The sequence below is a fragment of the Priestia sp. JNUCC 25 genome (assembly GCF_053667915.1).
The window spans coordinates 20,546-40,921 of record NZ_JBSJYE010000006.1; the positions used below are offsets into that span (position 1 = coordinate 20,546).

23 protein-coding genes and 1 pseudogene are annotated in these 20,376 nt (G+C 32.5%); 12 read left to right on the top strand and 12 right to left on the bottom strand.

Going from position 1 to position 20,376, the window contains the following annotated elements:
- Positions 1-28 precede the first annotated feature (28 nt).
- The 4 genes from JNUCC25_RS28015 to JNUCC25_RS28030 all read left to right on the top strand — a co-directional run bounded on the left by JNUCC25_RS28015 (position 29) and on the right by JNUCC25_RS28030 (position 2,312).
- Positions 29-547 (top strand): DJ-1/PfpI family protein, encoded by a 519-nt coding sequence (locus tag JNUCC25_RS28015; protein ID WP_416045824.1) that lies wholly within the window; start codon positions 29-31, stop codon positions 545-547.
- A 349-nt stretch (positions 548-896) separates the two neighbouring features.
- Positions 897-1,382 carry a YrvL family regulatory protein gene (locus JNUCC25_RS28020; RefSeq protein WP_143256253.1) on the top strand — a complete coding sequence of 162 codons (486 nt, stop codon included), beginning with the start codon at positions 897-899 and terminating at the stop codon, positions 1,380-1,382.
- 152 nt (positions 1,383-1,534) lie between these two features.
- Complete coding sequence (locus JNUCC25_RS28025) at positions 1,535-1,711, top strand: hypothetical protein (protein ID WP_308355077.1); 177 nt, start codon at positions 1,535-1,537, stop codon at positions 1,709-1,711.
- Between the two features lie 124 nt (positions 1,712-1,835).
- Positions 1,836-2,312: a GNAT family N-acetyltransferase gene (locus JNUCC25_RS28030; RefSeq protein ID WP_454223520.1), complete on the top strand. Its 477-nt coding sequence runs from the start codon at positions 1,836-1,838 to the stop codon at positions 2,310-2,312.
- A 198-nt stretch (positions 2,313-2,510) separates the two neighbouring features.
- Here JNUCC25_RS28030 and JNUCC25_RS28035 read toward each other — a convergent pair whose 3' ends face one another.
- From JNUCC25_RS28035 to JNUCC25_RS28045, 3 genes are all read right to left on the bottom strand, one after another.
- Positions 2,511-2,951, bottom strand: a complete 441-nt coding sequence (locus JNUCC25_RS28035) for a DUF2269 family protein (protein WP_098288009.1) — start codon at positions 2,949-2,951, stop codon at positions 2,511-2,513.
- 12 nt (positions 2,952-2,963) lie between these two features.
- On the bottom strand, positions 2,964-3,314 hold the full coding sequence (locus JNUCC25_RS28040) for an ASCH domain-containing protein (RefSeq protein ID WP_098239996.1): 351 nt from the start codon (positions 3,312-3,314) through the stop codon (positions 2,964-2,966).
- Positions 3,315-3,545: 231 nt separating this feature from the next.
- On the bottom strand, positions 3,546-4,007 hold the full coding sequence (locus tag JNUCC25_RS28045) for a hypothetical protein (RefSeq protein WP_143256254.1): 462 nt from the start codon (positions 4,005-4,007) through the stop codon (positions 3,546-3,548).
- Positions 4,008-4,506: 499 nt separating this feature from the next.
- On the opposite strand from JNUCC25_RS28045, the gene JNUCC25_RS28050 reads away from it, so the two are divergent.
- Positions 4,507-4,695, top strand: a complete 189-nt coding sequence (locus JNUCC25_RS28050; RefSeq protein ID WP_143256255.1) for a hypothetical protein — start codon at positions 4,507-4,509, stop codon at positions 4,693-4,695.
- Positions 4,696-4,934: 239 nt separating this feature from the next.
- Here the strand turns inward: JNUCC25_RS28050 and JNUCC25_RS28055 are convergent, their stop codons facing one another.
- A complete protein-coding gene (locus tag JNUCC25_RS28055; RefSeq protein WP_011106179.1) occupies positions 4,935-5,375 on the bottom strand; it encodes a YaiI/YqxD family protein in 441 nt (146 codons plus the stop codon).
- 602 nt (positions 5,376-5,977) lie between these two features.
- Here JNUCC25_RS28055 and JNUCC25_RS28060 point away from each other — a divergent pair.
- The 3 genes from JNUCC25_RS28060 to JNUCC25_RS28070 all read left to right on the top strand — a co-directional run bounded on the left by JNUCC25_RS28060 (position 5,978) and on the right by JNUCC25_RS28070 (position 9,085).
- Entirely contained in the window at positions 5,978-6,340 is a 363-nt protein-coding gene (locus tag JNUCC25_RS28060; RefSeq protein ID WP_308355089.1) for a hypothetical protein, read from the top strand.
- Between the two features lie 665 nt (positions 6,341-7,005).
- Positions 7,006-8,655, top strand: coding sequence for a group II intron reverse transcriptase/maturase (gene ltrA / locus JNUCC25_RS28065; protein ID WP_454223521.1), 1,650 nt, complete (start codon positions 7,006-7,008; stop codon positions 8,653-8,655).
- A 214-nt stretch (positions 8,656-8,869) separates the two neighbouring features.
- Positions 8,870-9,085: a DUF6366 family protein gene (locus tag JNUCC25_RS28070; RefSeq protein ID WP_454223522.1), complete on the top strand. Its 216-nt coding sequence runs from the start codon at positions 8,870-8,872 to the stop codon at positions 9,083-9,085.
- A 122-nt stretch (positions 9,086-9,207) separates the two neighbouring features.
- Here JNUCC25_RS28070 and JNUCC25_RS28075 read toward each other — a convergent pair whose 3' ends face one another.
- Together JNUCC25_RS28075 and JNUCC25_RS28080 are read right to left on the bottom strand one after the other, a co-directional pair.
- Complete coding sequence (locus JNUCC25_RS28075) at positions 9,208-9,774, bottom strand: RBBP9/YdeN family alpha/beta hydrolase (RefSeq protein ID WP_454223523.1); 567 nt, start codon at positions 9,772-9,774, stop codon at positions 9,208-9,210.
- 191 nt (positions 9,775-9,965) lie between these two features.
- Positions 9,966-10,421 (bottom strand): hypothetical protein, encoded by a 456-nt coding sequence (locus tag JNUCC25_RS28080; RefSeq protein WP_143256258.1) that lies wholly within the window; start codon positions 10,419-10,421, stop codon positions 9,966-9,968.
- Positions 10,422-10,488: 67 nt separating this feature from the next.
- Between JNUCC25_RS28080 and JNUCC25_RS28085 the strand changes: the two are divergent.
- Positions 10,489-10,656: pseudogene (locus JNUCC25_RS28085) on the top strand (hypothetical protein); the annotation flags it as partial.
- A gap of 517 nt (positions 10,657-11,173) precedes the next feature.
- On the opposite strand, the gene JNUCC25_RS28090 reads toward JNUCC25_RS28085, so the two are convergent.
- Complete coding sequence (locus tag JNUCC25_RS28090) at positions 11,174-12,280, bottom strand: GerAB/ArcD/ProY family transporter (protein WP_029325321.1); 1,107 nt, start codon at positions 12,278-12,280, stop codon at positions 11,174-11,176.
- An 857-nt stretch (positions 12,281-13,137) separates the two neighbouring features.
- Between JNUCC25_RS28090 and JNUCC25_RS28095 the strand changes: the two genes are divergently transcribed.
- On the top strand, positions 13,138-14,103 hold the full coding sequence (locus JNUCC25_RS28095; protein ID WP_454223524.1) for an ornithine cyclodeaminase family protein: 966 nt from the start codon (positions 13,138-13,140) through the stop codon (positions 14,101-14,103).
- Positions 14,104-14,959: 856 nt separating this feature from the next.
- On the opposite strand, the gene JNUCC25_RS28100 is transcribed toward JNUCC25_RS28095, so the two are convergent.
- The gene (locus tag JNUCC25_RS28100; protein WP_029325323.1) at positions 14,960-15,601 is read right to left on the bottom strand and encodes an NAD(P)-dependent oxidoreductase; all 642 of its coding nucleotides are present in this window, start codon (positions 15,599-15,601) and stop codon (positions 14,960-14,962) included.
- A 135-nt stretch (positions 15,602-15,736) separates the two neighbouring features.
- On the opposite strand from JNUCC25_RS28100, the gene JNUCC25_RS28105 reads away from it, so the two are divergent.
- Positions 15,737-16,084, top strand: coding sequence for a winged helix-turn-helix transcriptional regulator (locus JNUCC25_RS28105; RefSeq protein WP_029325324.1), 348 nt, complete (start codon positions 15,737-15,739; stop codon positions 16,082-16,084).
- 257 nt (positions 16,085-16,341) lie between these two features.
- On the opposite strand, the gene JNUCC25_RS28110 is transcribed toward JNUCC25_RS28105, so the two are convergent.
- The 4 genes from JNUCC25_RS28110 to JNUCC25_RS28125 form a co-directional block, all read right to left on the bottom strand.
- On the bottom strand, positions 16,342-16,572 hold the full coding sequence (locus tag JNUCC25_RS28110) for an alpha/beta-type small acid-soluble spore protein (RefSeq protein WP_029325325.1): 231 nt from the start codon (positions 16,570-16,572) through the stop codon (positions 16,342-16,344).
- A gap of 478 nt (positions 16,573-17,050) precedes the next feature.
- A complete protein-coding gene (psiE, locus tag JNUCC25_RS28115) occupies positions 17,051-17,470 on the bottom strand; it encodes a phosphate-starvation-inducible protein PsiE (RefSeq protein ID WP_029325326.1) in 420 nt (139 codons plus the stop codon).
- A 187-nt stretch (positions 17,471-17,657) separates the two neighbouring features.
- Complete coding sequence (sinI, locus tag JNUCC25_RS28120) at positions 17,658-17,792, bottom strand: DNA-binding anti-repressor SinI (RefSeq protein ID WP_454223525.1); 135 nt, start codon at positions 17,790-17,792, stop codon at positions 17,658-17,660.
- Positions 17,793-18,232: 440 nt separating this feature from the next.
- The gene (locus JNUCC25_RS28125) at positions 18,233-19,069 is read right to left on the bottom strand and encodes an STAS domain-containing protein (RefSeq protein ID WP_454223526.1); all 837 of its coding nucleotides are present in this window, start codon (positions 19,067-19,069) and stop codon (positions 18,233-18,235) included.
- A gap of 473 nt (positions 19,070-19,542) precedes the next feature.
- On the opposite strand from JNUCC25_RS28125, the gene JNUCC25_RS28130 reads away from it, so the two are divergent.
- A complete protein-coding gene (locus tag JNUCC25_RS28130; RefSeq protein WP_454223527.1) occupies positions 19,543-20,355 on the top strand; it encodes an STAS domain-containing protein in 813 nt (270 codons plus the stop codon).
- Positions 20,356-20,376 lie beyond the last annotated feature (21 nt).

The following is a 20,376-nucleotide window of genomic DNA, read 5'->3' on the forward strand; positions in this document are numbered from 1 at the left end:
TTTTTATATTTCAGGAGGAAGACATACAATGAGTAAGAAAGCACTATTTATTATACCACCGGAACGATTCAATGAAGATGAATTATTTCATCCAAAAGAAGCATTAGAAAATGAAGGTATTGAAGTAACAATTGCAAGTACAAAAACAGGTGAAATCATAGGAGATTATCAAGGTAAAGTAGAATCAACTACTCTTTTTACTGATGTTTCATCTAATGATTATGATGCTGTAGCTGTTATTGGAGGTTCTGGCACAAACGATTATTTATGGAATAACCAAGACTTACAAACTTACTTAAAACAAGCTTACAAGCAAAAAGTTCTTGTAACTGGAATTTGTGCAGGTTCAGTTTCTTTAGTTCAAACAGGTCTTCTTGAAGGACGAATAGCAACATGTTATCCAGTAGATGTACAGATTAATCAATTAAAAGATAATAACGTAAAATATGTCTCAGAACATGTTGTCGCATATAACGACATCATTACTGGTGATGGTCCAGATGGTGCAAAAGAATTTGGTCAAAGTTTAGTAAAAGCTTTGAGATAATTTTTAAGTAATAAAGAGATTTTAATTAAGATAGAACTTTCTTAGATAATAACCCCTCCTTTTTTTAAGGAGGGGTTATTATCGTTTAATTCCGATAAATAGTTTTATGTTAACTAAGGGTGTATATACATATTAATTATATCGTTTAAAGAGATTTATTTACTAAAAACCATTTTTGTATATAATTGGATAAAAGGAGGTTTTTTATGACTTATAATAAGAATAAATTAAAACTAGTAGGGGCTACTTTATTTGGAGCTGGAATTGGAGCCATCTTAGGAATACTAGCTTATACGCACAATTGGCTAGGATAAATACATTAAAGAAAAATTAGCAGCAAGGGATGTGAATGTTTACCTTGAAACCAAAGAAAACTGGACCCTCTCACAATACATCTAATTTTTTTGCTAAAGCATTTACTGTTATTTTTATAACTTTAATTGTTATTATTGCTATCTCATTAATGCTAGGAGCATTTGTGTTTGGCTTTATTGGTCTATTTAAAATATTTGGGGTACAATACGACTCATTTCTATCTCTATTAATATTCCTCTTACTGTTTTTTATTATTGGATTTATAGTTGATTTACTATCAATATTTCTTATTAATACATTTTCTCAACAAATTAGAAATTCTAAAAGAAAATTCCTCGTGAGACTGGTCATTGATTGTAGCTTTTCTTGGTTTGCTATACATACTGCTGATGAATTAATTAGAAGCATTACTATTCCCTCTATAACTGAGCTTATAGCTGTCTTTCTCCTCTTTTTGTTAGAAGTGGTAATGGATATGAATAGCAAAGAAGAACGTAATAAGAGTTCACTGGTTCCTTGAAGTCTTTGGGGTTCTGGTGCAAAGATTACTTCAACCTAAAAGAACATCTTTCATAAATATAGTTATAAGAAAAAAAAGGTAATGTATACTATGTTTTATATTTCATAACACTGGCTCCAATTGTTTGTTCAATATTCAAGAGGAGGATGTTAATGAAAAAAAATTCAAAACATCATGATGTCCAACGAAAATACAGAGAAAAAATACAAAACAAACAAGAATCAAAGACATATGCTAGAGGTTGGTTCTTGTTCATTGTATTCGTTGTACTTCTCGTTGTAGTGAGTTATTTTTTTGGCGGAACGTTTATGCCTTATCGAACAATGTAGAAAAATAAACGTTAATATTTTTATAGTATTATAAATTAATTTCATAAAAAGCAGAAAGGGGATAGGCTTTTTTAGTTTTCTGGTATTGAAGTTGTTTAATATTGGTGCTTGAAGGAAATAGTAAATGATTATTCGAGAAATTAAAGTTGAAGATAATAAAAAGATAAAAGAAATCATACATGGTTCATTAAAATTACTTGGTTTAGATATTCCTGGAACAGCTTATTTTGACCCCCAACTTAACAACCTTTACCAGTATTATAATGATCTAAACCATGCGAAATATTGGGTATTGGAAATGGATCAAGAAGTTGTTGGAGGAATTGGCATAGCTCCATTTAATGAACAAGATAAAGTTTGTGAATTACAAAAGCTATACTTAAGTCCAAAAACACAAGGTTTAGGTCTTGCAACAAAGCTAATGGAAACAGCTTTGTTATTTGCTTCTAAACATTATAAAAAGTGTTATTTAGAAACACAGCAAGAATTAAAGGCTGCATGTAAATTGTATGAAAAATTTGGATTTGGACTTTTATTAAAACCACTACCAGGCTCTGAACATTCTGCTATGGATGCATGGTATATAAAAGGCTTGAATTAACCCGCGCAATTCCCTAATTAAGAATATTTTTAACGTTTTACTACGTTAAGTTTTTCTACTTCCAAAACAAAAGAGGAAAGTCTAAACTTTCCTCTTTTGTTGTTCCCAGAATACCTGTTATGTTAAGTAAATCGTAGAGTATTTCATAAAAATAATCAGTTTAACTATTTACTCTTAGTGACGACAAATGGATGAATTTCACCAAAAAGTCGGCTTACCGACCATAAACCAAAGCATAGTCATTAATAGAATGATGTAAATCCAAATAGATCGCTTTAGTTTAGTTGCCAGTTCTTTTTTATTTTGCCCTTCCTCCTTGTACTTTCGAAGTGTTGGTGAAAACGCACGGGCCAGAAAGAACAAGGAGCAAAAGAGGAAAATCAGTGTCATTATAATCCACGGAGTAGTCCACGTCCATGGGCCACACATAACAAGGAGTATCCCTGTTATAACAAGAACATGGCCTGAATGTTTTGCGAGCCTAACAACAGATTGAAATGTGCTCAAATAGGCATTTATTTCTTGTTCTCTTGAACTATGTAGTTTTTTAACGATTGGCAAGAGAATAAAGAAAGGACCAATAGATAAAATGACACTAGAAACATGAATATATACTAATATACGGTACAACAAATCCATTTCTTTTACCTATCAATCGTTAACTGATCTGAACTCATGCACCCATACCCTCATTTGCGGAAGCCAAGGCATTCCAGGATGATAAGATAAAATAGATTGCTTATATTCCTCTACTGTATCATAGCCCTCCTGGCGAGCATTTTCATCTGTTAATTCACCTAGTGATTGAGAATAAACCCGTTCCACTATAAACTTTTTATCCCCTAAGACCATTATCTCTCCTACATCAGCATACCTTCCATTTCGTCGAGTGGCTGTTTTGATGCCTTTGATTACTTTATTTACATCATCCGGCATCGTTACAAGTCGATCGATTGTACATGTTTTTGGTGGTAGTTCATATTGTGCTTCATGATTGCTCATTAAAAAACTCCTTTCATTTCTTGTCTCTTATTCAATGTATCACACTTTCGATAACAAATTTCATTTGAATTTATTAGCTTGAAATTCCCTCTAATAAATCTATTATAATTTATCCCTTTTCTTATTCGATGTTCTAATAACGGAGCCTTTTCTTTAAATAAGTTACTCCTTCACCCCACAGGTGTTCATCCCCCTCGAAATTTCCTTTTTTTGAACAGTCACTTGAATTTTTCATTTGAGTAATCCTTTTTCCTTAAATACTTTTCTTAACGCTTCATTAATTAGTTCAGATTTATAATTTTTAGGAACACTATTTATAATGCTTAATACGTCTTTATCGAAATAAAAACCCTGATACACTCTTTTGGATGGTGGTTTCGTACCTGCCAATAAAACATCTACTACGTCACTAGTGCTATTGCGACCAATTCCTTTCTTTTTATTTTCACCTTTAAGGTGGCTTAAATCCTTACTAATAGTAGGTGTTTTTCTAAATAGGGTACTGAAATCAACATCTAACGGCTGTGGTGATTTTCCTGTATATTTGTAAATAGACTTTTTGTTATCCCATTCATATCCTAGTTTCTTAATTTTTCTTTGGATGGTTTGAGTAGTAACCCTGTACATTGTGGCTAATTCTTTAATTGTCATTTCTTCTTTCATTATTTTAGTAAGCATTTCACCTATTAACATAAATAAAAGTCACCTGCTTTCATTAGGCTTTTAGGTTCATATATTCATGACTCTTAAGCCAATATCCTGCATACATGATTTCTGATAATGCTAATTATGTTAACTAAAAATGAATAACTTATACATCATAAAAATCGAAAAAACTACCTTATGCGAGTAAGATAGTTCTTCTGGTGAATGTCTAAATAGATGTATTTGACACCTTATAGTGTCTTGGGTAGTTTGCTCATTGTATTTAATATTATTCGAAATAGGCAAGTTTAATATAATGAAAAATAGACAGAATATTTTATTAATTACTTTACTTTGTAATCGCTTTCATTTATACTAAGTGTAGGTTGGATGGCATGAGTGGCTGTCATAGTATTTAGCGTAGGTGGGGCTGATACGAGGGAACAGGGCATAAAAGAAATGTCCTTTTTTGCTTAGGAAATTTTATGGAATTCTTTCGAAAGTTTTTATTTTTTCACTTAGTTGATTAATTAGAGAGGTGTTTTATATGAATAAAAATGAAGGCACTAACGTTTTTTTATTAATGTTTTCGGTAATCTTTATTTGTGGAGGATTATTATTAACAAATGTTTTTATTTATTCCCCCATTATTGGTTGGCTTCTAGCAGGATTTTGTTTAATAATGAATTTTATTTATAAAGAGGAACAGTTTAAATATAGAAAAAGAGAAGATTAGGAATATGATCTTCTCTTTTTTTACAGGTTCTTATAACGGTGGTTATCTTAACGAGAATTTTGCTCTTTTTTTTTTAAGGGCCCTTTTGTGGAATAATACTTAATGAGAGAATTAGGGAAATTTTGTTAAAATAAATAAAGAAGATTGTGAAGAAATGTACTTAAGCTAACGGGGCAGGTTAGTTTAATATTGGGACAATTTATTTTTTTAGGTTTTTCTTAAAAATGGATGGTTCTTTTTTAACGTGAAATGGCTCTTTTAAAAAGCCCCTTAAATTTCTCCCTATCTTCAGATGTAAATGGTTTTGGCCCCTTTGTACGCTTTCCGCTTTTTCGAGCCATTGCACTCAAATAACGTGTTTGTAATAATTGGTCAATGTTTTCATTTGTATAGCTAGACCCATTATGGTGAAGTACCGCGCACCCTTTTGCTAAACCTAGCGAAGCAAGACCATAATCTTGCGTAACGATTATATCTCCTTTCCCTGCTAACTTCATAATCCGGTAATCCGCAGCATCTGCTCCAGAATCAACATAAATGGTTTCCACTCCTGATGGTTGTTCCACATTAGAAAAATGAGAAAAGCTAGTAACAAGGATAACAGGAATTTCGGCATTCGTACCTTCAGAGATAATGATATCTTTTACCGGACAAGCATCTGCATCAACATAAATTTTCATCTTTAGCTCTCCCCGTAAATAAGTTTGAGTTGATGATAATGGAAAATTTAGCCTTTGTCAAACAATAAAGATGGTTTACCTAAAATTATTAAAAAACAGTTATTCTATTAAAGGGCGCGTTTAATGCTCTCTTTTTTAAAAGGAGAAGCTAATTTGATCTTACGTAACCTTCTAAAGTATGAAAAAGATGTTATTATCACTTATGAAACCCATAATAATAATGATGTGGTTGCTATTTATTGGGAGTGTGATGATATTTGTTTTTAATTCATTTATGTGAACCTTGTAATGTTGAGGAAATAACAACTCAAATAGATCCGAAATATAAATGCCCTAAGTGTGGGCTATTGACTGAAGATAGATGGATTGATGAAGAAAAGGAGTATGAATCGTGAGTTTTAAGAGGGAGAATTAAATACTTTATACATATAAAATATACGTAACTAAGCGTCCTTAAAGGAGTCATTTAATGAACCTTCCTAATGGAGTAACCGGTTTTCATAGTTCAATAGATAATAAACCGAATGAAATAGATGAGAAACATTTTAAAGATATATGCTTCAATTTAGTTAGAAAAAATCAGGGAAGAATATTAGACATTGATGAATCAAATTATGTTCTTTACAAACTTATTTAATAAGGAAAAATGCAAACATAATACATATAAATTAGAAGCTGATTTCTCCGCAGATCCCATCTGGTGTAATGATTGTGGAGAAAACCTTGATCTTGAAGAATTTCCTTTGTCTGAAAATCTTAAAGGTGAGCTTGAAGAGTGGATTGATGATTATGGAAACTGGATTGATTTTGATACCGATTCTTTAAGAGAAAATGGAATAGAAATGGAAACTGAATATAACCAAAAAGGTCTACAGTTCTTTGGACAAGTAAAAAAACAATTAGGTATAGACTATCCGATTGTTTTTGTTCCTTCTAAATCAGGAGAACTATACAAAGACCTATAAGAAAAATAAGCAGTCCTTAATAAGAGGACTGCTTATTTTTCACGACCGATAACACGTTTTATGGTGCGACAAGAAGTCGCTTTCTTACAGTGTAGCTAACGCTACTCATTTAGACGCAAAGATGATCTCCATCCGAAACGGCATTCTTGGTAACGAGTCTGTCGGTTGCATGAGGAAATGTGGAAACAGAGGACAAATGCATGGTCCAGAATACTGCTAGGAGAAAATAGGTACGGCAAACGAACGTGAAGGTTTGTAAGCTTCGTAAGCGTTAGCTCAAGATAGTGCATAGTTTTTGCTTGGGTCTTGGCAAGAGGAACAGTAGAATCATAAAGCTACTCTGATGCGTCCCGCATCTTGCCCGGAGTAAAGAACCTGCCTTCCCCTATTGCATCTGTAGAAAGTGGAACTTGGTAAGCCCTATGTCATCTGCATAAGCAGTAGGATGACTGCAAAGTCAAACAATGTGACAGAGGGTATGGGATATGAGAAAAAGCGAAAGCCGTTACCCTGAAAAGGAACAGGAAAGCAGAATGATTGTATAACTGGACGGATACTGTCGGCTTTACAGACAATGACAGGCTCGAAAGAGCGCCCACTTCTCATTGGTCTTCAACACGAAAATAAATTTGTGGCTATCTTCTAACGAAAAGGAGCGTGCTGTTATGAATACCTCTCTACGAGCGTCGGCGCACGTCTCGCATAAAGGTTGGTACTCTATTGATTGGAGTATTATACAAAAATATGTAGCGAAGTTACGACAAAGAATTTATCGTGCCGAACAACAAAATAAACAAAGAAAAGTAAGGAAACTTCAACGTTTACTCCTTCGGAGTAAAGCAAATCTACTGCTTTCTATTCGCAGAGTAACACAACAAAATAACGGTAAGCGAACACCTGGTGTGGATGGCTATACGGCCTCAAAACCAAGCGAACGTATCAAACTGTATAAACAACTAGTTAAATGCAATGTCTTTCGACATCGTCCAAAGCCAGCAAAAAGAACGTTTATCCCGAAGAAAAAAGGAAAGCTAAGGCCTTTGGGCATTCCTACGATGCGAGATCGAGTCTATCAAAACATAGTAAAAAACGCACTTGAACCCCAATGGGAGGTTAAGTTTGAGCCTACTTCCTACGGTTTTCGTCCTAAACGAAGCACACACGATGCTATAAGCAACCTTTTTAATAAGCTTAACACCAATAGTAAGAAAAAGTGGGTGTTTGAGGGAGATTTCTTAGGATGTTTCGACCATCTTAATCATAATTGGATAATGCAACAAACATCTATGTTTCCGGGAAGCACTCTCATTAAAAGGTGGCTTAATATGGGATACATAGAACAGGATATACTTCGTACGACAACAGAAGGAACCCCTCAAGGGGGAATTGTGTCTCCACTTCTAGCTAATATCGCCTTATGTGGTATGGAAGAAGAGATTGGTATTGTTTATAAAAAGACATACAAACCAAACGGAGGATACGCAATTGATCCAAAATGTAAGATAGGGCGTGTTCTCTACGCAGATGACTTCGTCATCGTAACGGAAACGAAGGAACAAGCTGAAAGTATGTATGGGAAACTAACCCCTTACCTACGAAAACGAGGAATTACACTTAGCATGGATAAAACTAGGGTTACACATATTGAGGACGGGTTTGATTTTCTTGGCTTCTCGCTACGTCAATACAATACGGAACAAGGAAAGAAGTTATTTATCAAACCTAGCAGAGACAGCATTAAAAAGGCTAAAAATAAGATAAAAGATACGTTCTCTGTGATGAGAGGACGACCAGTAAAAGAAATCATACGTGTTCTAAACCCGATTATTCGTGGCTACGGACACTATTGGAAACATGTCGTATCCAAAAAGACTTACGACTACATGGACAATTATATTTTCCTAAAAGCGAGAAAACACCTTAAACAATTGCATCCAAAGAAATCGAGAAAATGGATTAGCAAGCGTTATTTTAAGAAGCCCTACCACGGTGGAAATAATAAATGGATTCTCACATGTCCACTTACTAACATTCAATTGTTAAAGATGTCCTGGATTAAGATAGAACGACATGTCATGGTAGCCTACAAAAACAGCCCAGATGATCCGAGTCTAAAAGAGTATTGGGAAAAACGAGACCGTAAGGTCTTTAACAATGAAAATACATTCGATAGGATGAAACTTGCAAGAAAACAAGGATATCGTTGTGCATTGTGTAAGCAGACTCTACAAAATGGAGAAAAAGTTACAGTGCGAAACCTAGAGGTTTCTACAGGTCAATTTGCTAAATTAGTACATGTACCATGTATTAAATAAGTTGTTCGGATAAAAAGAAGGCTTGAGCCGTATGACGGGAAATCTGTCACGTGCGGTTCTTAGGGGGGCGGGCGCTCGTGAGAGTGCCTGCCTACCCGACTTAACTAAACTTGTATATTACATATAAGAATTTTGAAGAATCCTGCCAGGATATAACCATCAATTTATAGTTTTACCACAATATGTTAGAATTATAGAAAACGGTGGTGGGACAATGAGTGAGGGTAAAGAAACACCTGAAAGAAGAAGAGAGAACTTAAAACAAGAAGAGTTAAAAAGAAATCCAACCGGAAATATTAATGACGCATTTAATCGAAATGAAGCTGGAAACCTTTCTGGTTTAGCAGGTAGCTTAGGTTGGAAAGGTCTAGGTGTACTTATTCTTGTGTTTATTATAGGTTTCATCGTTGCATCCATATTTTTAAAGTAATATAGATCAAATCTAAAAGAAGAACATCATATGTGATGTTCTTCTTTTAAATTACTACCTAAAATTTACATTATGGTAACTACATATGTATGTAGTTTAAATTTAAGGATAGATACCTCACTTTATACAGTTTTCATCATATTATTTAAAATATCATAAACCAATTTAAAAGTAATGAAACCATCCTCTTCTAGAAAATGACCACCCTTTTTAACAGGATAAAATGATGTATCCAATTGTTTTGATAAATTTTCACTTAATTGAAAAGGAACAATATAGTCATCTTTAGCAGCAATAACAACACGTGAATTAGTTGCAGAAATTATTTTTTGATTATCTACTTTTTTAACTGTAAATGGATCTAGTGAGGGTAAAGACGATAATTGCTCAGAAAAGCCGGAAACAAGAATAAAGCCTCCAAAGTCTGGTAATGGATCTAATTGTTCTAGATAGTTTAATAGTGTAATAGAGCCTAAGCTATGTGCTACAAAATAAGTGTTGTTATCTAAATCCTTTATTTTATTAGTCAGTGTCTTCAACCATTCTTCTTTCTTCGGGTCAGACGAATTTGGCATATGAAGAACCGAAATTTGATGATCATCTGCTAGTAATTTCTCTTTTAGCCAAGGAAACCAATGATTAGATGGTGAGGCTCCGTATCCATGGATAATATATACTTGTTTTCCCATTGTTACTCCCCTTTTCTTTTTATAGATATAAAAGCAGTATATTACTAATCCAGGTCTATATGGTAGAAGAAACACCTGAATGAGTAGTTAAAAGGATCTTTTTCAGGTCCGATAATGGTGATTATGGCAACTAAAAAGCCTACTTAATACTAGCTTTCCATTAAAAATAGAGCCCCATTGACTTTGAGGCTCTATTTTTGATGAAAAGTAAATGTTTCCTGATATTCTCTTTCCTCGCCTTTTTCTTTCCACGTTATCACAATATTTAAGTCGGTTGCTTCTTCAGATAAACCAAAATTGGAAACATGTAAGGGATGTCCATCTTTCTGAGAAAGCTCTGGCGATTCCATAGCTGGTAAAAGTCCATATTTAGTATTTGAATTGGATTCATTGCGAAATAATTGAACTTTTACATCGCGTACGTCCTTCCCTACGTTTTTTACGTTTAAACTATATGTGTGATACACTCCCCTCTTAGCTTGTGCTAAATTAGGGTAATCGTTGTCAGGATTATTGACCTCCACGGCCCATTGTTTAGACGTTTCTGTCGTTGGTAATTCAGGAATAGTTAGAGCTTTAACTTGCATGCTTTTACCAAAAGTTAAGAAACTAGCTAGGACAAAGGCTGTAACTGCTATTTTTTTCATCATTACACCTCCATTATATAGTTTTAATATGTCGCTCATAGCAAAATATATGTAGATGAACAAATGATTCCGTATATATCCCACTCCGGAAGATGAAAATCGTACATGGGCTGGCCGATTCGATCTAATTACAGCAGATATGAAAAATGTAAAATTATAAGTTCGTCTTTCGAATTCAAAAACAGAAAAACTCGGCCCTCCTGTTTTACAAAATATAATAAAAATCTGTAAATAACTATTTTGTGAAACGTGAACAAAGATGTCGTTTTACTTATCATCATATCTCAACCTATCCTCTACTTCCCTTTTAAGAAATTGTTATATTTATGATAACCTAATAGAAATATTACAGGTATTTAACGATAATACATTTTTGATAATATAATCTTTATTAAAAATACAAGGTAAATGTTTTTTTATATAAGGAAGTAAAATAATAAACTCCGTTATAAAAATTAAGGTTTTACTATTTACTCTTAGTGATGACAAATATGATCTTTTTCTACAACATATGTAACGTTTAACACTATTTTAAGAAAATATGTTAATTATTACTTATATTAATAAAAGTAAATTACAATTACTCTAAAACACATATTATTTTTAATCTCGTATCGTTTTTCGTAATATTATACAATTTATACATATATAGAATAGTTACCGACTTGGCGTTGCTAAGAGTAAATGATAAACTTTATTTTTTATAAGTTAGTTTTAATATTTACTTCTACCTAAGTAATACCTGCCATAGCTTAATTGCGTAATTTACTCCTTCCCCAACTTAATATTAACAAGCACAAAGGAAACAAAAAGCCATACGTAATCGAATACGATATCCAGGTAGAAGAGATAAAATTACCTAGGTATATGTTATTAGAAATAAAAAGAATGGAACAAACAAATATGAGCATACCAAGTGGAAACGTTAGAACCTTATATTCTTGGACTTTTAATAGTTCAGATAAGCCTTGCGTTAATACAAAAAAGCAAATGACTACTTTAAAAAACAAACTGATAAACCAAATAATAGCTATGACAACCTCAATATGATTAAAGAAGCTAAGTTGCAAAGTCTGCCCTAACATATAGCTTGGATAGAGCTGCATTTTTAAAACAGCAAAACCCGAAACAGCTAATGCAAATATAGAGATAACAATTAATAAAAACAGGCCTGCCGTAACCCCTTTTATATAAGCTTGAGTAGCCTTTTCTTTCTTTGTTACATAGGGAAAAAGAAAAAGAAGAATAACCGTTTCTAACGTATAGGATATGATTGAAAAATTACCTTTTAAGATTAGGTAGGTCCCTTTCTCAAACAAGGGTTGGAGATTCTCAAATGTAGCGTTAGATACGTTAGAAAAAATAAGCAAGAGGTACAGGCCTATAAACCATGGAAAAAGGATTTGAGCAGCACGTACGATGGTTTCTAGTCCTAACCTCCCCCCGATAATAACAACTAGTAGGAAAGCAACAATAACATATTCAATGGGTGTTTCCGTAATAATAATGGTCACCATAAAAGATCCCATTTCATAGATCATTAAAAGAAGGTCAATAAATATATATAATAAAAAAGATCCTCCAAGTGTTTTTCCAAACCATTTACCACTAACCCTTTCTAAAAACTCCATAAGGCTATTTGTTTCAAGCTGATTTCCCAGTTTAGCATACAAAAAGGCCAATAATATCCCTTCACATAAGCTGAGTAATCCAACAATCCACATACTGTGACCTGCTTCTTTTATAATAAGCGCTGGGACATACAAAATGGCATCCCCTACGATAAATAGAATCGTAATAATAAAAAACTGTTTTGAACTAATATGAATGGTACTCATTTCATAAGGATCCTTCCTCATATTTGTTTGCACCTTCTAAGAATCTTTAAGGTAAAAGTTTATTTGGATAATGAAAGACTGTGGTTAATCCATTTAAAATATTAGGAACATGTATGTGTAGTACATCTAAGCTGGATAGAATTAGGGGGAAGCACAAGAAAAACAAGAAAATTGAACGTTCTTTCTTTGAACTGCCTGATTTAAAAAGATGTTTCTCTGAAATTACCCCTATAGTTCCAAGTAATAAAACAGAAAGAATCATAATTTTTTCCTACCTTTTTGTTATTACATAATGTATATACATCTACTCCTATTTTTCAAACAATATACGTTTATTTTTTCCCATAAATATAGATTTATACGGTTTATTAAAGGCAGAGTAAAGTAAGTAGCGTTATCTAATAATTTCTATTTAGGAATTCTCTCCTTTGCAAATTCAAGATCATAAAAAAGAAAAAACACCTTTCCTTCAAGGTGTTTTTTAGAAAAAGATAAATAAAATATGAAAAATATACTTAAGTACTACTTTTCTTAATTGGTCGAGCTATCTAGATTATCCTCTTGCTATTTTTTACCCAAACTAACCTTGCTCATCTCTATGGATACAATTCTACGCGTATAGCAAAGTGAAAAAATCGCATAAATGAATGCCTATATTATTAATTGGCCCGTTTTTGAATGAAAGTACATTACTATAAGCAAACTAACCACGACACCGTGAGGTATCACATAAGTAATTCTCCTATACTCCGTTTACAAGAACAGAAAAACCAACCTCTAGAACATCCATTTGATTTTGTTGCTTATTTCAATATATATCCTTATATTAAATAGTACTTAGGAACAATTAATTTAAATCATTTAGGAGGAATATTAATATGAGTACACTTTTATTGAATAGAACTGATGTTAAGCAATTACTTGATGTACCAAAAGTGTTAGATCTTTTAGAAGATGCTTTTCGCCTTTATTCGTCTCATAAATCTATACCTTCTCAACGTTCAAGTTCTTCCTTACCTTTAGAACATGCAAGTTCCATGGTTGTATTCCCTGGTTTATTACCTGAAATCCCTGCTTATACAGTGAAAGTTCATGCTAAATACCCTAATAAGAATCCTTCTATAAAAGGTGTAATTCATCTTCATGACATTTATACAGGTAAGTTACTTTCTATGATGGACTCTACATATATTACAGCAGTACGAACAGGTCTAGCCGGAGCAGTAGGAACACACACATTAGCAAAGAAAAGTGCTAAAAAGATAGCTATTATTGGATGTGGAGTTCAAGGGGAAATGCAACTAAAATCTATACAATATCTTAGAAGAATAGAGAAAGTATGGGTATTTGATAAGGATTATGAAAAAGCAAATATGTTTTCAAAGAAAATGCAAAATGAAATAAAAGTACCTATTAAGATTAGTGTCTCTGTTCAGGATGCAGTACGTGACGCTGATATTATTATCTCTGCTACTTGGTCTAGAGAGCCTTTTATATTCTTAAATATGATTAAACCAGGTACGCATATTACAACATTAGGAGCAGACGAACTTGGTAAGTGTGAGGTAAGTAGAGAAGTAGTGAAAGCTTCTATTTTTATTAGTGATGATAAAAAATTAGTAGCAAAATCAGGGGCTATTCAATCATTAGATTTATCTGAGAATGATATACAAGCTGAGCTAGGAGAAGTGCTAATGAACCCTTTATTAGGGAGACGAAATGATGAGCAAATTACTATATTTGGAGCAGTGGGCTTAGCTTTTCAAGATTTAGTTTCTGCCTGGTATGTTTATCAAAAAGCAAAGCAAAATAATATAGGGTTAATATATAACTTTATGGGTTAATTCATGTAATACTAATTGGTAAATAGGCTATTTATTTGATAAATAGTTAGGTCATCCAGGATTTTTGTTAGTTGTTTTTTATCTTATATCCTTTAACTTGCAAGTAATGATTAACTTATTCCATTAAAAATAGTGTTAACTATTACACACATTGTTTAGAATTGAAAAAGCGTCTATTTGTCGTCAGTAAGAGTAATTGATAAAACTTTATTTTTTATAAAGAAGTTTATATATTTACTTCTTTGTATAGAATACATTTTTTTATATTTTTAGTTAAATATATATTTTTTAAAAAGATAATAACATTGAATGTTTATAAATTTTATATTTGGTTGTCTTTAATATAACAATTTCTTAAAAGCTAAGTAGAGGACAGGTTGGTATACCATAAGAGGTAAAAGACGCCGTTTGTCATTATTAAATAAAACAACCAGTGTAAGACTTATAAGTGCATGTTCTACACATTTTAATAAGTTATTTTTTTCTATATCTTCCCATGTATGAAATAGGGTCAGGATGGTGGATCCTTCCTGCTATTGTGGGTGGACTTGTAAGAATTGGTATTAGTAAATTTAATTATGGAGAAAAATTTTTTATTGTAACAAGAGTTAAAAAATAACTACATCCAAATTTTTAAGAAGTATGTAGATAAGAGATGGCATCAATAAATAAATTATTATTAATTGGAACAAACTCCTCAAGATGACTTGAAGTATTAATCCTTAAATAAGGTATGTGTAACAGAAAAACTCCCCTTAACGCACCAGGGAGTTTTTCTATTTTTCTAATGAATTATTTATCTTCTTCTTTTAATTAGTCAAGGCAATTGTGACGTATGTCTTTTATATTGTGTTAGTTATTCTGTTTCACCAACAACCGTAAATCTTTCATTCACATGTTGTGGCTTTTCGATTTCATCTATTACGGCAATAGCATAGTCAGCATAACTGATATAACTTTGACCTTCACTATTTAGTATGACATGATCTTTTCCTGTTTTATAAGAACCTGTTCTCTTTCCTTGTGGATCAAAAAAACCTGCAGGACTAATGTATGTCCATGCAATAGACTCTGAATTTTGTAACTCCTCAAGTTGTTTTCCTGCATTAAATGCCGTTGGTAGAACAAAATCTGGAAAATCAGGCGTGTCCATCAGTCTTTTTGTCTTCTCTTCGTCTACAAATAGACTTCCAGCACCACCCACGACGATTAATTTTGTATCTAAATTACCTTTAAGAGCTTCAACTAAAACTCTTCCTGCTTCTATATATAACTGTTCTTCTCCTTGGGGTGCTCGATATGTGCTAACTACAACATCAAATGCTTTTAGGTCTGAGGCTGTAAGAGTAAAAATATCGTTCTCAAGAATAGTCACATTTGGTTCTGTGACTTTTGAAGCATTTCGAACAATTGCGGTTACGTCAAATCCTCTATCCATAGCTTCTTTCATAATAAGCTTTCCAACTTTACCAGTCGCACCAATAATCGCGATTTTCATCATAAATCCCCCTTAGTTTTATTGTTTATTAACGTATATTCATATATTATGACATTAGAAAAGAAAATAAAAGTAGTCATATTTTTATGACGTAGTCACAAAAATATGACCATTAAGAAAAGAGAGGGTTTGAATATGGCACGAACTCGATTTGAGGGTGAAACACCCCCAGAACAGATAGAAGTCTGTCCGGTCACGGCAACGCAAAATATCATCGCAGGAAAATGGAAAATTATCATTCTTTGGCATTTAAGTAAACAGACCCTACGATTTGGGGAACTTCAACGACTGGTTCCTGGTATTTCAAAAGGAATTTTAACTAGCCAGTTAAGAGAACTAGAAAGAGACCAAATGGTTATAAGAAAAGTATACCAACAAGTACCTCCAAAAGTAGAATACTCCTTAACAGAAGCAGGAAAGGGGTTTACACCTATCCTAGAAAGTATGGGGAAATGGAGTAAAAAATATGAAATGATGAAATAAAAATGAAGAAGAAGTTTTAAAAGGGAAGTTCTCTGGAATTACAAAAAATTGATATTTCATATAAAAACCATAATAAGCATTCTAAGAAAGAAGCAAATAAAAAAGAAACACTTCATCAAGAGCTATTTTCTTAAAAATAAGAAGGCTACCTACATTTGTAGGTAGCCAAAGCCATCAAGATTTATTTAATTATCTAGCGATGTTAAATGAATAAAAATAAAGTAAGTACTCTATTTTCTCATATTTTTAATGACTTATTAGCGAGAAGTACCAGATTGTCCTGAGACACCGCCAGCTAATTGTTGTTGAGCTGTAGCTACAAGACGTTTTGTGATTTCTCCACCAACTGAACCATTAGCACGAGCTGTTGCTTCAGCACCAAGGTTTACACCAAATTCGCTAGCGATCTCATATTTCAATTGATCGATTGCTTGCTCAGCACCACGTACTAATAATTGATTACGACTACCACTGTTGTTGTTTGACATATTAATTCACCTCCTTGTACGCTTTTAACATTCCTTTTGTTCGCAAAAACGATTCAAGGTAAATATTGGATGGATAATAGGGAGATATTCAGCGATAATAAACCTGTTGAAAGAAAAGAATTTCACTAAGAAATAAAGAAATTCATTGCCTTTCATCTCCTTGTCAATTTCAAACTCATATTTGCCATGTGTGAAAAGGGTTATAACGATGTCGTTATAACCCTTTTTTCCTTAAAAGAAAGAACGTTAACTGTCCTAAACACTATGAATGAACATAGTCAATTAGGTAAAGAATGCCGTACACTCCTACATACTAAAACGTCAGTATTTTTTCTTGGTTATATTGCTTATTAATATGATGTGAATTTTCGGAAGTGACTTATGTATATAAATGTATAGATCCCCTTGAAAGCTTTCGTACTGGTATTCTCCACAAAAATACACAACAAAAAGATATCCTATTTTTAACAAGGCATAATTATAGTTTCTCCTTTTGTTTCGACGAAAACTTTATAATAGCGTAACTGATAGTTAACACAAGAATAGCGCAAGTGTGCAAAAGTGTATTAACTGGGTTATCATGCTCCACAATAACCAGACGTATCAATGCAGTAATGCCAATATAAAGAAAGTAACGTAGAGGAAAGTGATAATTCTCTTGAAAATATTTTACGATCATTGCAATGAATTCAAAGTACAGAAAGAAAACTAAGATACTTTCAAGAATTTTGTAGTGAGTCTCAATTCCTCGATTAAAAATAGAAAAATGAATGAAATGGAAAATTTCCTTACCAAGCAAAACGGATAAAGTAACAGCTAGTAAAATCAATGCTGTATTTAAGATAAGCCGGAGAACGTGTGAAACCTTAAAGTTCGGTCTTTTGCTTTGTTGTATCATCAATATTCCTCCTACATACATAGCCTCTTTACTTTATTATATCTCCTGTTTTAGATTTATCATTAGCCGGTACAAATTGTTTGTTAGAATGTTTATTTTAATTCATACATTACACTAAATGAAGACGTATATATTATACGTTATTAGTTAACATAACAGGTATTATAAGAAGCAAAAAAAGCCTGAATCATTTAGAAACAGGCTCTTTTTGCTTTGAATATATAAATTCTTTTATTTCTGCAATTGAAAGACCTAAATAATATGCTTCTTCAATAAGACTTATCCATTCCTGATCGAACTTTTCACCTTCTTCTTTTAACATTCATGATTCCTCCAACTCTTCTAATTAGGATTTATAAGGTATTATCAATAAATTACAAAATATTCTAAATAAGTAATTTTCATTCGACGAATTTCTTAAAAAACCTTCAATACGAGCCTTTTTTATGTAATTAATTGAGACTTAATGTAAAAAAAGGAAACTAGAAGAATTATTATTGATACGATGAGCAACTACTCAAGATGATGTAAATCCTCATTCCGTATAAAATTAAGTGTAAACAGAATATATGTGATATGAACCATTAGTTTACATAATTAAAATTATCGGTAATATAGAAAAACAACCCTAGAGTTATATCTCTAGGGTTATCCAAGTAATTATTTCTAAGCTAGAATAGAATTTATTTCCTTTTTCAATACAAATGTATTTTCGCAAACTCATCTGCATTTCTGTGTATAGAGAAACCTTCTCTATTTCTTCTAGAGGCGGTCCTGTTCTAAATATTCTTTTAAAGTTTGTTGTAACGTCCCTTTTGCTTCTGCCTTATCCTCAAAAGAGATTCCTGAGTGAATCATTGTCCTAACTAGATCAGCACGTAGACCTGTAAGAATAGCTTTACTTCCCATCATTGAAATACCAGTTAATATTTTTTGGAAATGGTCAATAACATACATCTCCATGTTGGCAATGCCGGACAAATCTATAATTAATGTTTGAATCTTTAAATCTGAGATGGCTATTAAAACTTTCTCCTCAATGGTTTGGATACGGTAGGTATCAACCTTTCCAATCAACGGTAATACAGCTACAGATTGACTGAGTGGTATAACGGGCACCGATAGATGTTCAACTAAGTTCTTCTGTGAGGCAATTAATTCATCTTTATACTTTGAATAACTAATGAGAAACGTGTTAAGAAATTGATCAATCCCATCATTAATACGCTTCTCTAAGGCATAAAATTCTTCACGGCTATTAAACAGATTATTTATTCGATCATATTGATAGAGAAAATGCCACAACGTTCGCCTAATGGCCTGTACCCATTCTAGTTTAAAAGCAAGAGTTAAGGCGTGTTCTGCCCAGGCTACGCCTTCTTGCTGAGCGAATGCAATGAGCTGTTCTTCTTTTTGTTCTACAACGTATAGAGCTAACTTTTGAGCATTTTTTAAAAGGTCGATATTTCCGGTTTCTAAAATGTCGTTAATCTTAGAGGCTACGTTAACCGCCTCAGATAAGAGCTTATCCTGGAAATTCTGTTTGTTATCTCTAATAAAATCAGTCATTTTCTCTCTCTGATTATAAATCGCTTCCATTTTGAATACGCCCCCTATTTTTTGCTGGTTATTTTTATCCCTAATTAACCCATATCAATAAATGAATTATTATCTATCTTCGCTTTCAATCTTTGTATACAAAAAAGTCCTCCTTCCTTGTACTAATGACAATAGACATACTTTTAGAGAAGACTCTCTATATTTTTACCCTCAAAACATGCATTTTACATCCATCTTTTTTACCATATATATTGAAACTTGCTAATTATGTTGTATTTATCATATATCCTTAAATCAAATACAAGAATTACATTTGAAGGATATCGTATTTTTCATCTTTAAGAACACGTATATAATTATTTTTTATATCTACACTTTTAGGTAACATATTATAGTATTACTTAATCTATACAAGTAAAAGTTTTTCTTGAAAAGAAGGGCTTTCTATTTATATAAAGAAATAGATAATAATGTGTAGTTCTTTATATAAATAGGAAAAGGAGACAAGCGATATGCAACTTATAAAAAATGGGCATTTACAACCTATTAAAAAAATTATTATAGAACGTAGAAAAGAACTTGCTGAAAGAAAGAGGCAAGACTCGTCTGATGTTTATAACATTGGTACAGACTTGACAACATTTCGAATTAATCTTCTTACGTTTTATGCTGAGTCTATCGTTTTAGAGAAAGCTGGAGCTGCTGAAATGCTTTGCCAATGGGATCAAGAGATGTCTAATTTAATAGTAGAACATGGACTTCCCTTAGACATAGCTTTAGAAGAGATTAGTTTTTATCGAGATATAATTGGACAAATTATTAAGGAAGAAGCAAGTAATAAAAAATTCTCTCTTAACACTTTTTATGAGGTTATTTCTCATTTTAATAAAGTTGTAGATAGTGCTGTACAATTGGTGAGTAATTCTTATCTCCAAGACTATACAAATAAAATTAAACAAGCTCAGTATGCTATCGATGAGCTTTCAGTACCTATTGTTCGTATGACTGAAGAAATCGGTATCCTTCCTCTAGTAGGAGACCTAGATACAAAAAGAGCACAGATTTTGATGGAGAATGCATTAGCAAAAGGGAGTGACTATCATTTAAAATTGCTTATTATTGATTTATCAGCTGTCCCTATTATTGATACTATGGTTGCAGATCAGATTTTTAAAGTCATCTCAGCACTGAAATTAATAGGAATTAGTGTTATTCTTAGTGGAATTCGTCCAGAAATCGCCCAAACCATGGTCAACTTAGGAATAGAAATAAATAGTATTAAAACGTTCTCTAGTCTGCATCAAGCTGTGTTATATACAAATTAATCTATGATTGGCATATTTTTA

What these genes read in the sequence shown, in the direction of transcription:
- JNUCC25_RS28015 (WP_416045824.1), top strand. Translation starts at nt 29, where the DNA reads ATGAGTAAGAAAGCACTATTTATTATACCACCGGAACGATTCAATGAA.
- JNUCC25_RS28020 (WP_143256253.1), top strand. Translation starts at nt 897, where the DNA reads ATGTTTACCTTGAAACCAAAGAAAACTGGACCCTCTCACAATACATCT.
- JNUCC25_RS28025 (WP_308355077.1), top strand. Translation starts at nt 1,535, where the DNA reads ATGAAAAAAAATTCAAAACATCATGATGTCCAACGAAAATACAGAGAA.
- JNUCC25_RS28030 (WP_454223520.1), top strand. Translation starts at nt 1,836, where the DNA reads ATGATTATTCGAGAAATTAAAGTTGAAGATAATAAAAAGATAAAAGAA.
- JNUCC25_RS28035 (WP_098288009.1), bottom strand. Translation starts at nt 2,951, where the DNA reads ATGGATTTGTTGTACCGTATATTAGTATATATTCATGTTTCTAGTGTC.
- JNUCC25_RS28040 (WP_098239996.1), bottom strand. Translation starts at nt 3,314, where the DNA reads ATGAGCAATCATGAAGCACAATATGAACTACCACCAAAAACATGTACA.
- JNUCC25_RS28045 (WP_143256254.1), bottom strand. Translation starts at nt 4,007, where the DNA reads ATGTTAATAGGTGAAATGCTTACTAAAATAATGAAAGAAGAAATGACA.
- JNUCC25_RS28050 (WP_143256255.1), top strand. Translation starts at nt 4,507, where the DNA reads ATGAATAAAAATGAAGGCACTAACGTTTTTTTATTAATGTTTTCGGTA.
- JNUCC25_RS28055 (WP_011106179.1), bottom strand. Translation starts at nt 5,375, where the DNA reads ATGAAAATTTATGTTGATGCAGATGCTTGTCCGGTAAAAGATATCATT.
- JNUCC25_RS28060 (WP_308355089.1), top strand. Translation starts at nt 5,978, where the DNA reads ATGAATCAAATTATGTTCTTTACAAACTTATTTAATAAGGAAAAATGC.
- ltrA (WP_454223521.1), top strand. Translation starts at nt 7,006, where the DNA reads ATGAATACCTCTCTACGAGCGTCGGCGCACGTCTCGCATAAAGGTTGG.
- JNUCC25_RS28070 (WP_454223522.1), top strand. Translation starts at nt 8,870, where the DNA reads ATGAGTGAGGGTAAAGAAACACCTGAAAGAAGAAGAGAGAACTTAAAA.
- JNUCC25_RS28075 (WP_454223523.1), bottom strand. Translation starts at nt 9,774, where the DNA reads ATGGGAAAACAAGTATATATTATCCATGGATACGGAGCCTCACCATCT.
- JNUCC25_RS28080 (WP_143256258.1), bottom strand. Translation starts at nt 10,421, where the DNA reads ATGAAAAAAATAGCAGTTACAGCCTTTGTCCTAGCTAGTTTCTTAACT.
- JNUCC25_RS28090 (WP_029325321.1), bottom strand. Translation starts at nt 12,280, where the DNA reads ATGAGGAAGGATCCTTATGAAATGAGTACCATTCATATTAGTTCAAAA.
- JNUCC25_RS28095 (WP_454223524.1), top strand. Translation starts at nt 13,138, where the DNA reads ATGAGTACACTTTTATTGAATAGAACTGATGTTAAGCAATTACTTGAT.
- JNUCC25_RS28100 (WP_029325323.1), bottom strand. Translation starts at nt 15,601, where the DNA reads ATGAAAATCGCGATTATTGGTGCGACTGGTAAAGTTGGAAAGCTTATT.
- JNUCC25_RS28105 (WP_029325324.1), top strand. Translation starts at nt 15,737, where the DNA reads ATGGCACGAACTCGATTTGAGGGTGAAACACCCCCAGAACAGATAGAA.
- JNUCC25_RS28110 (WP_029325325.1), bottom strand. Translation starts at nt 16,572, where the DNA reads ATGTCAAACAACAACAGTGGTAGTCGTAATCAATTATTAGTACGTGGT.
- psiE (WP_029325326.1), bottom strand. Translation starts at nt 17,470, where the DNA reads ATGATACAACAAAGCAAAAGACCGAACTTTAAGGTTTCACACGTTCTC.
- sinI (WP_454223525.1), bottom strand. Translation starts at nt 17,792, where the DNA reads ATGTTAAAAGAAGAAGGTGAAAAGTTCGATCAGGAATGGATAAGTCTT.
- JNUCC25_RS28125 (WP_454223526.1), bottom strand. Translation starts at nt 19,069, where the DNA reads ATGGAAGCGATTTATAATCAGAGAGAGAAAATGACTGATTTTATTAGA.
- JNUCC25_RS28130 (WP_454223527.1), top strand. Translation starts at nt 19,543, where the DNA reads ATGCAACTTATAAAAAATGGGCATTTACAACCTATTAAAAAAATTATT.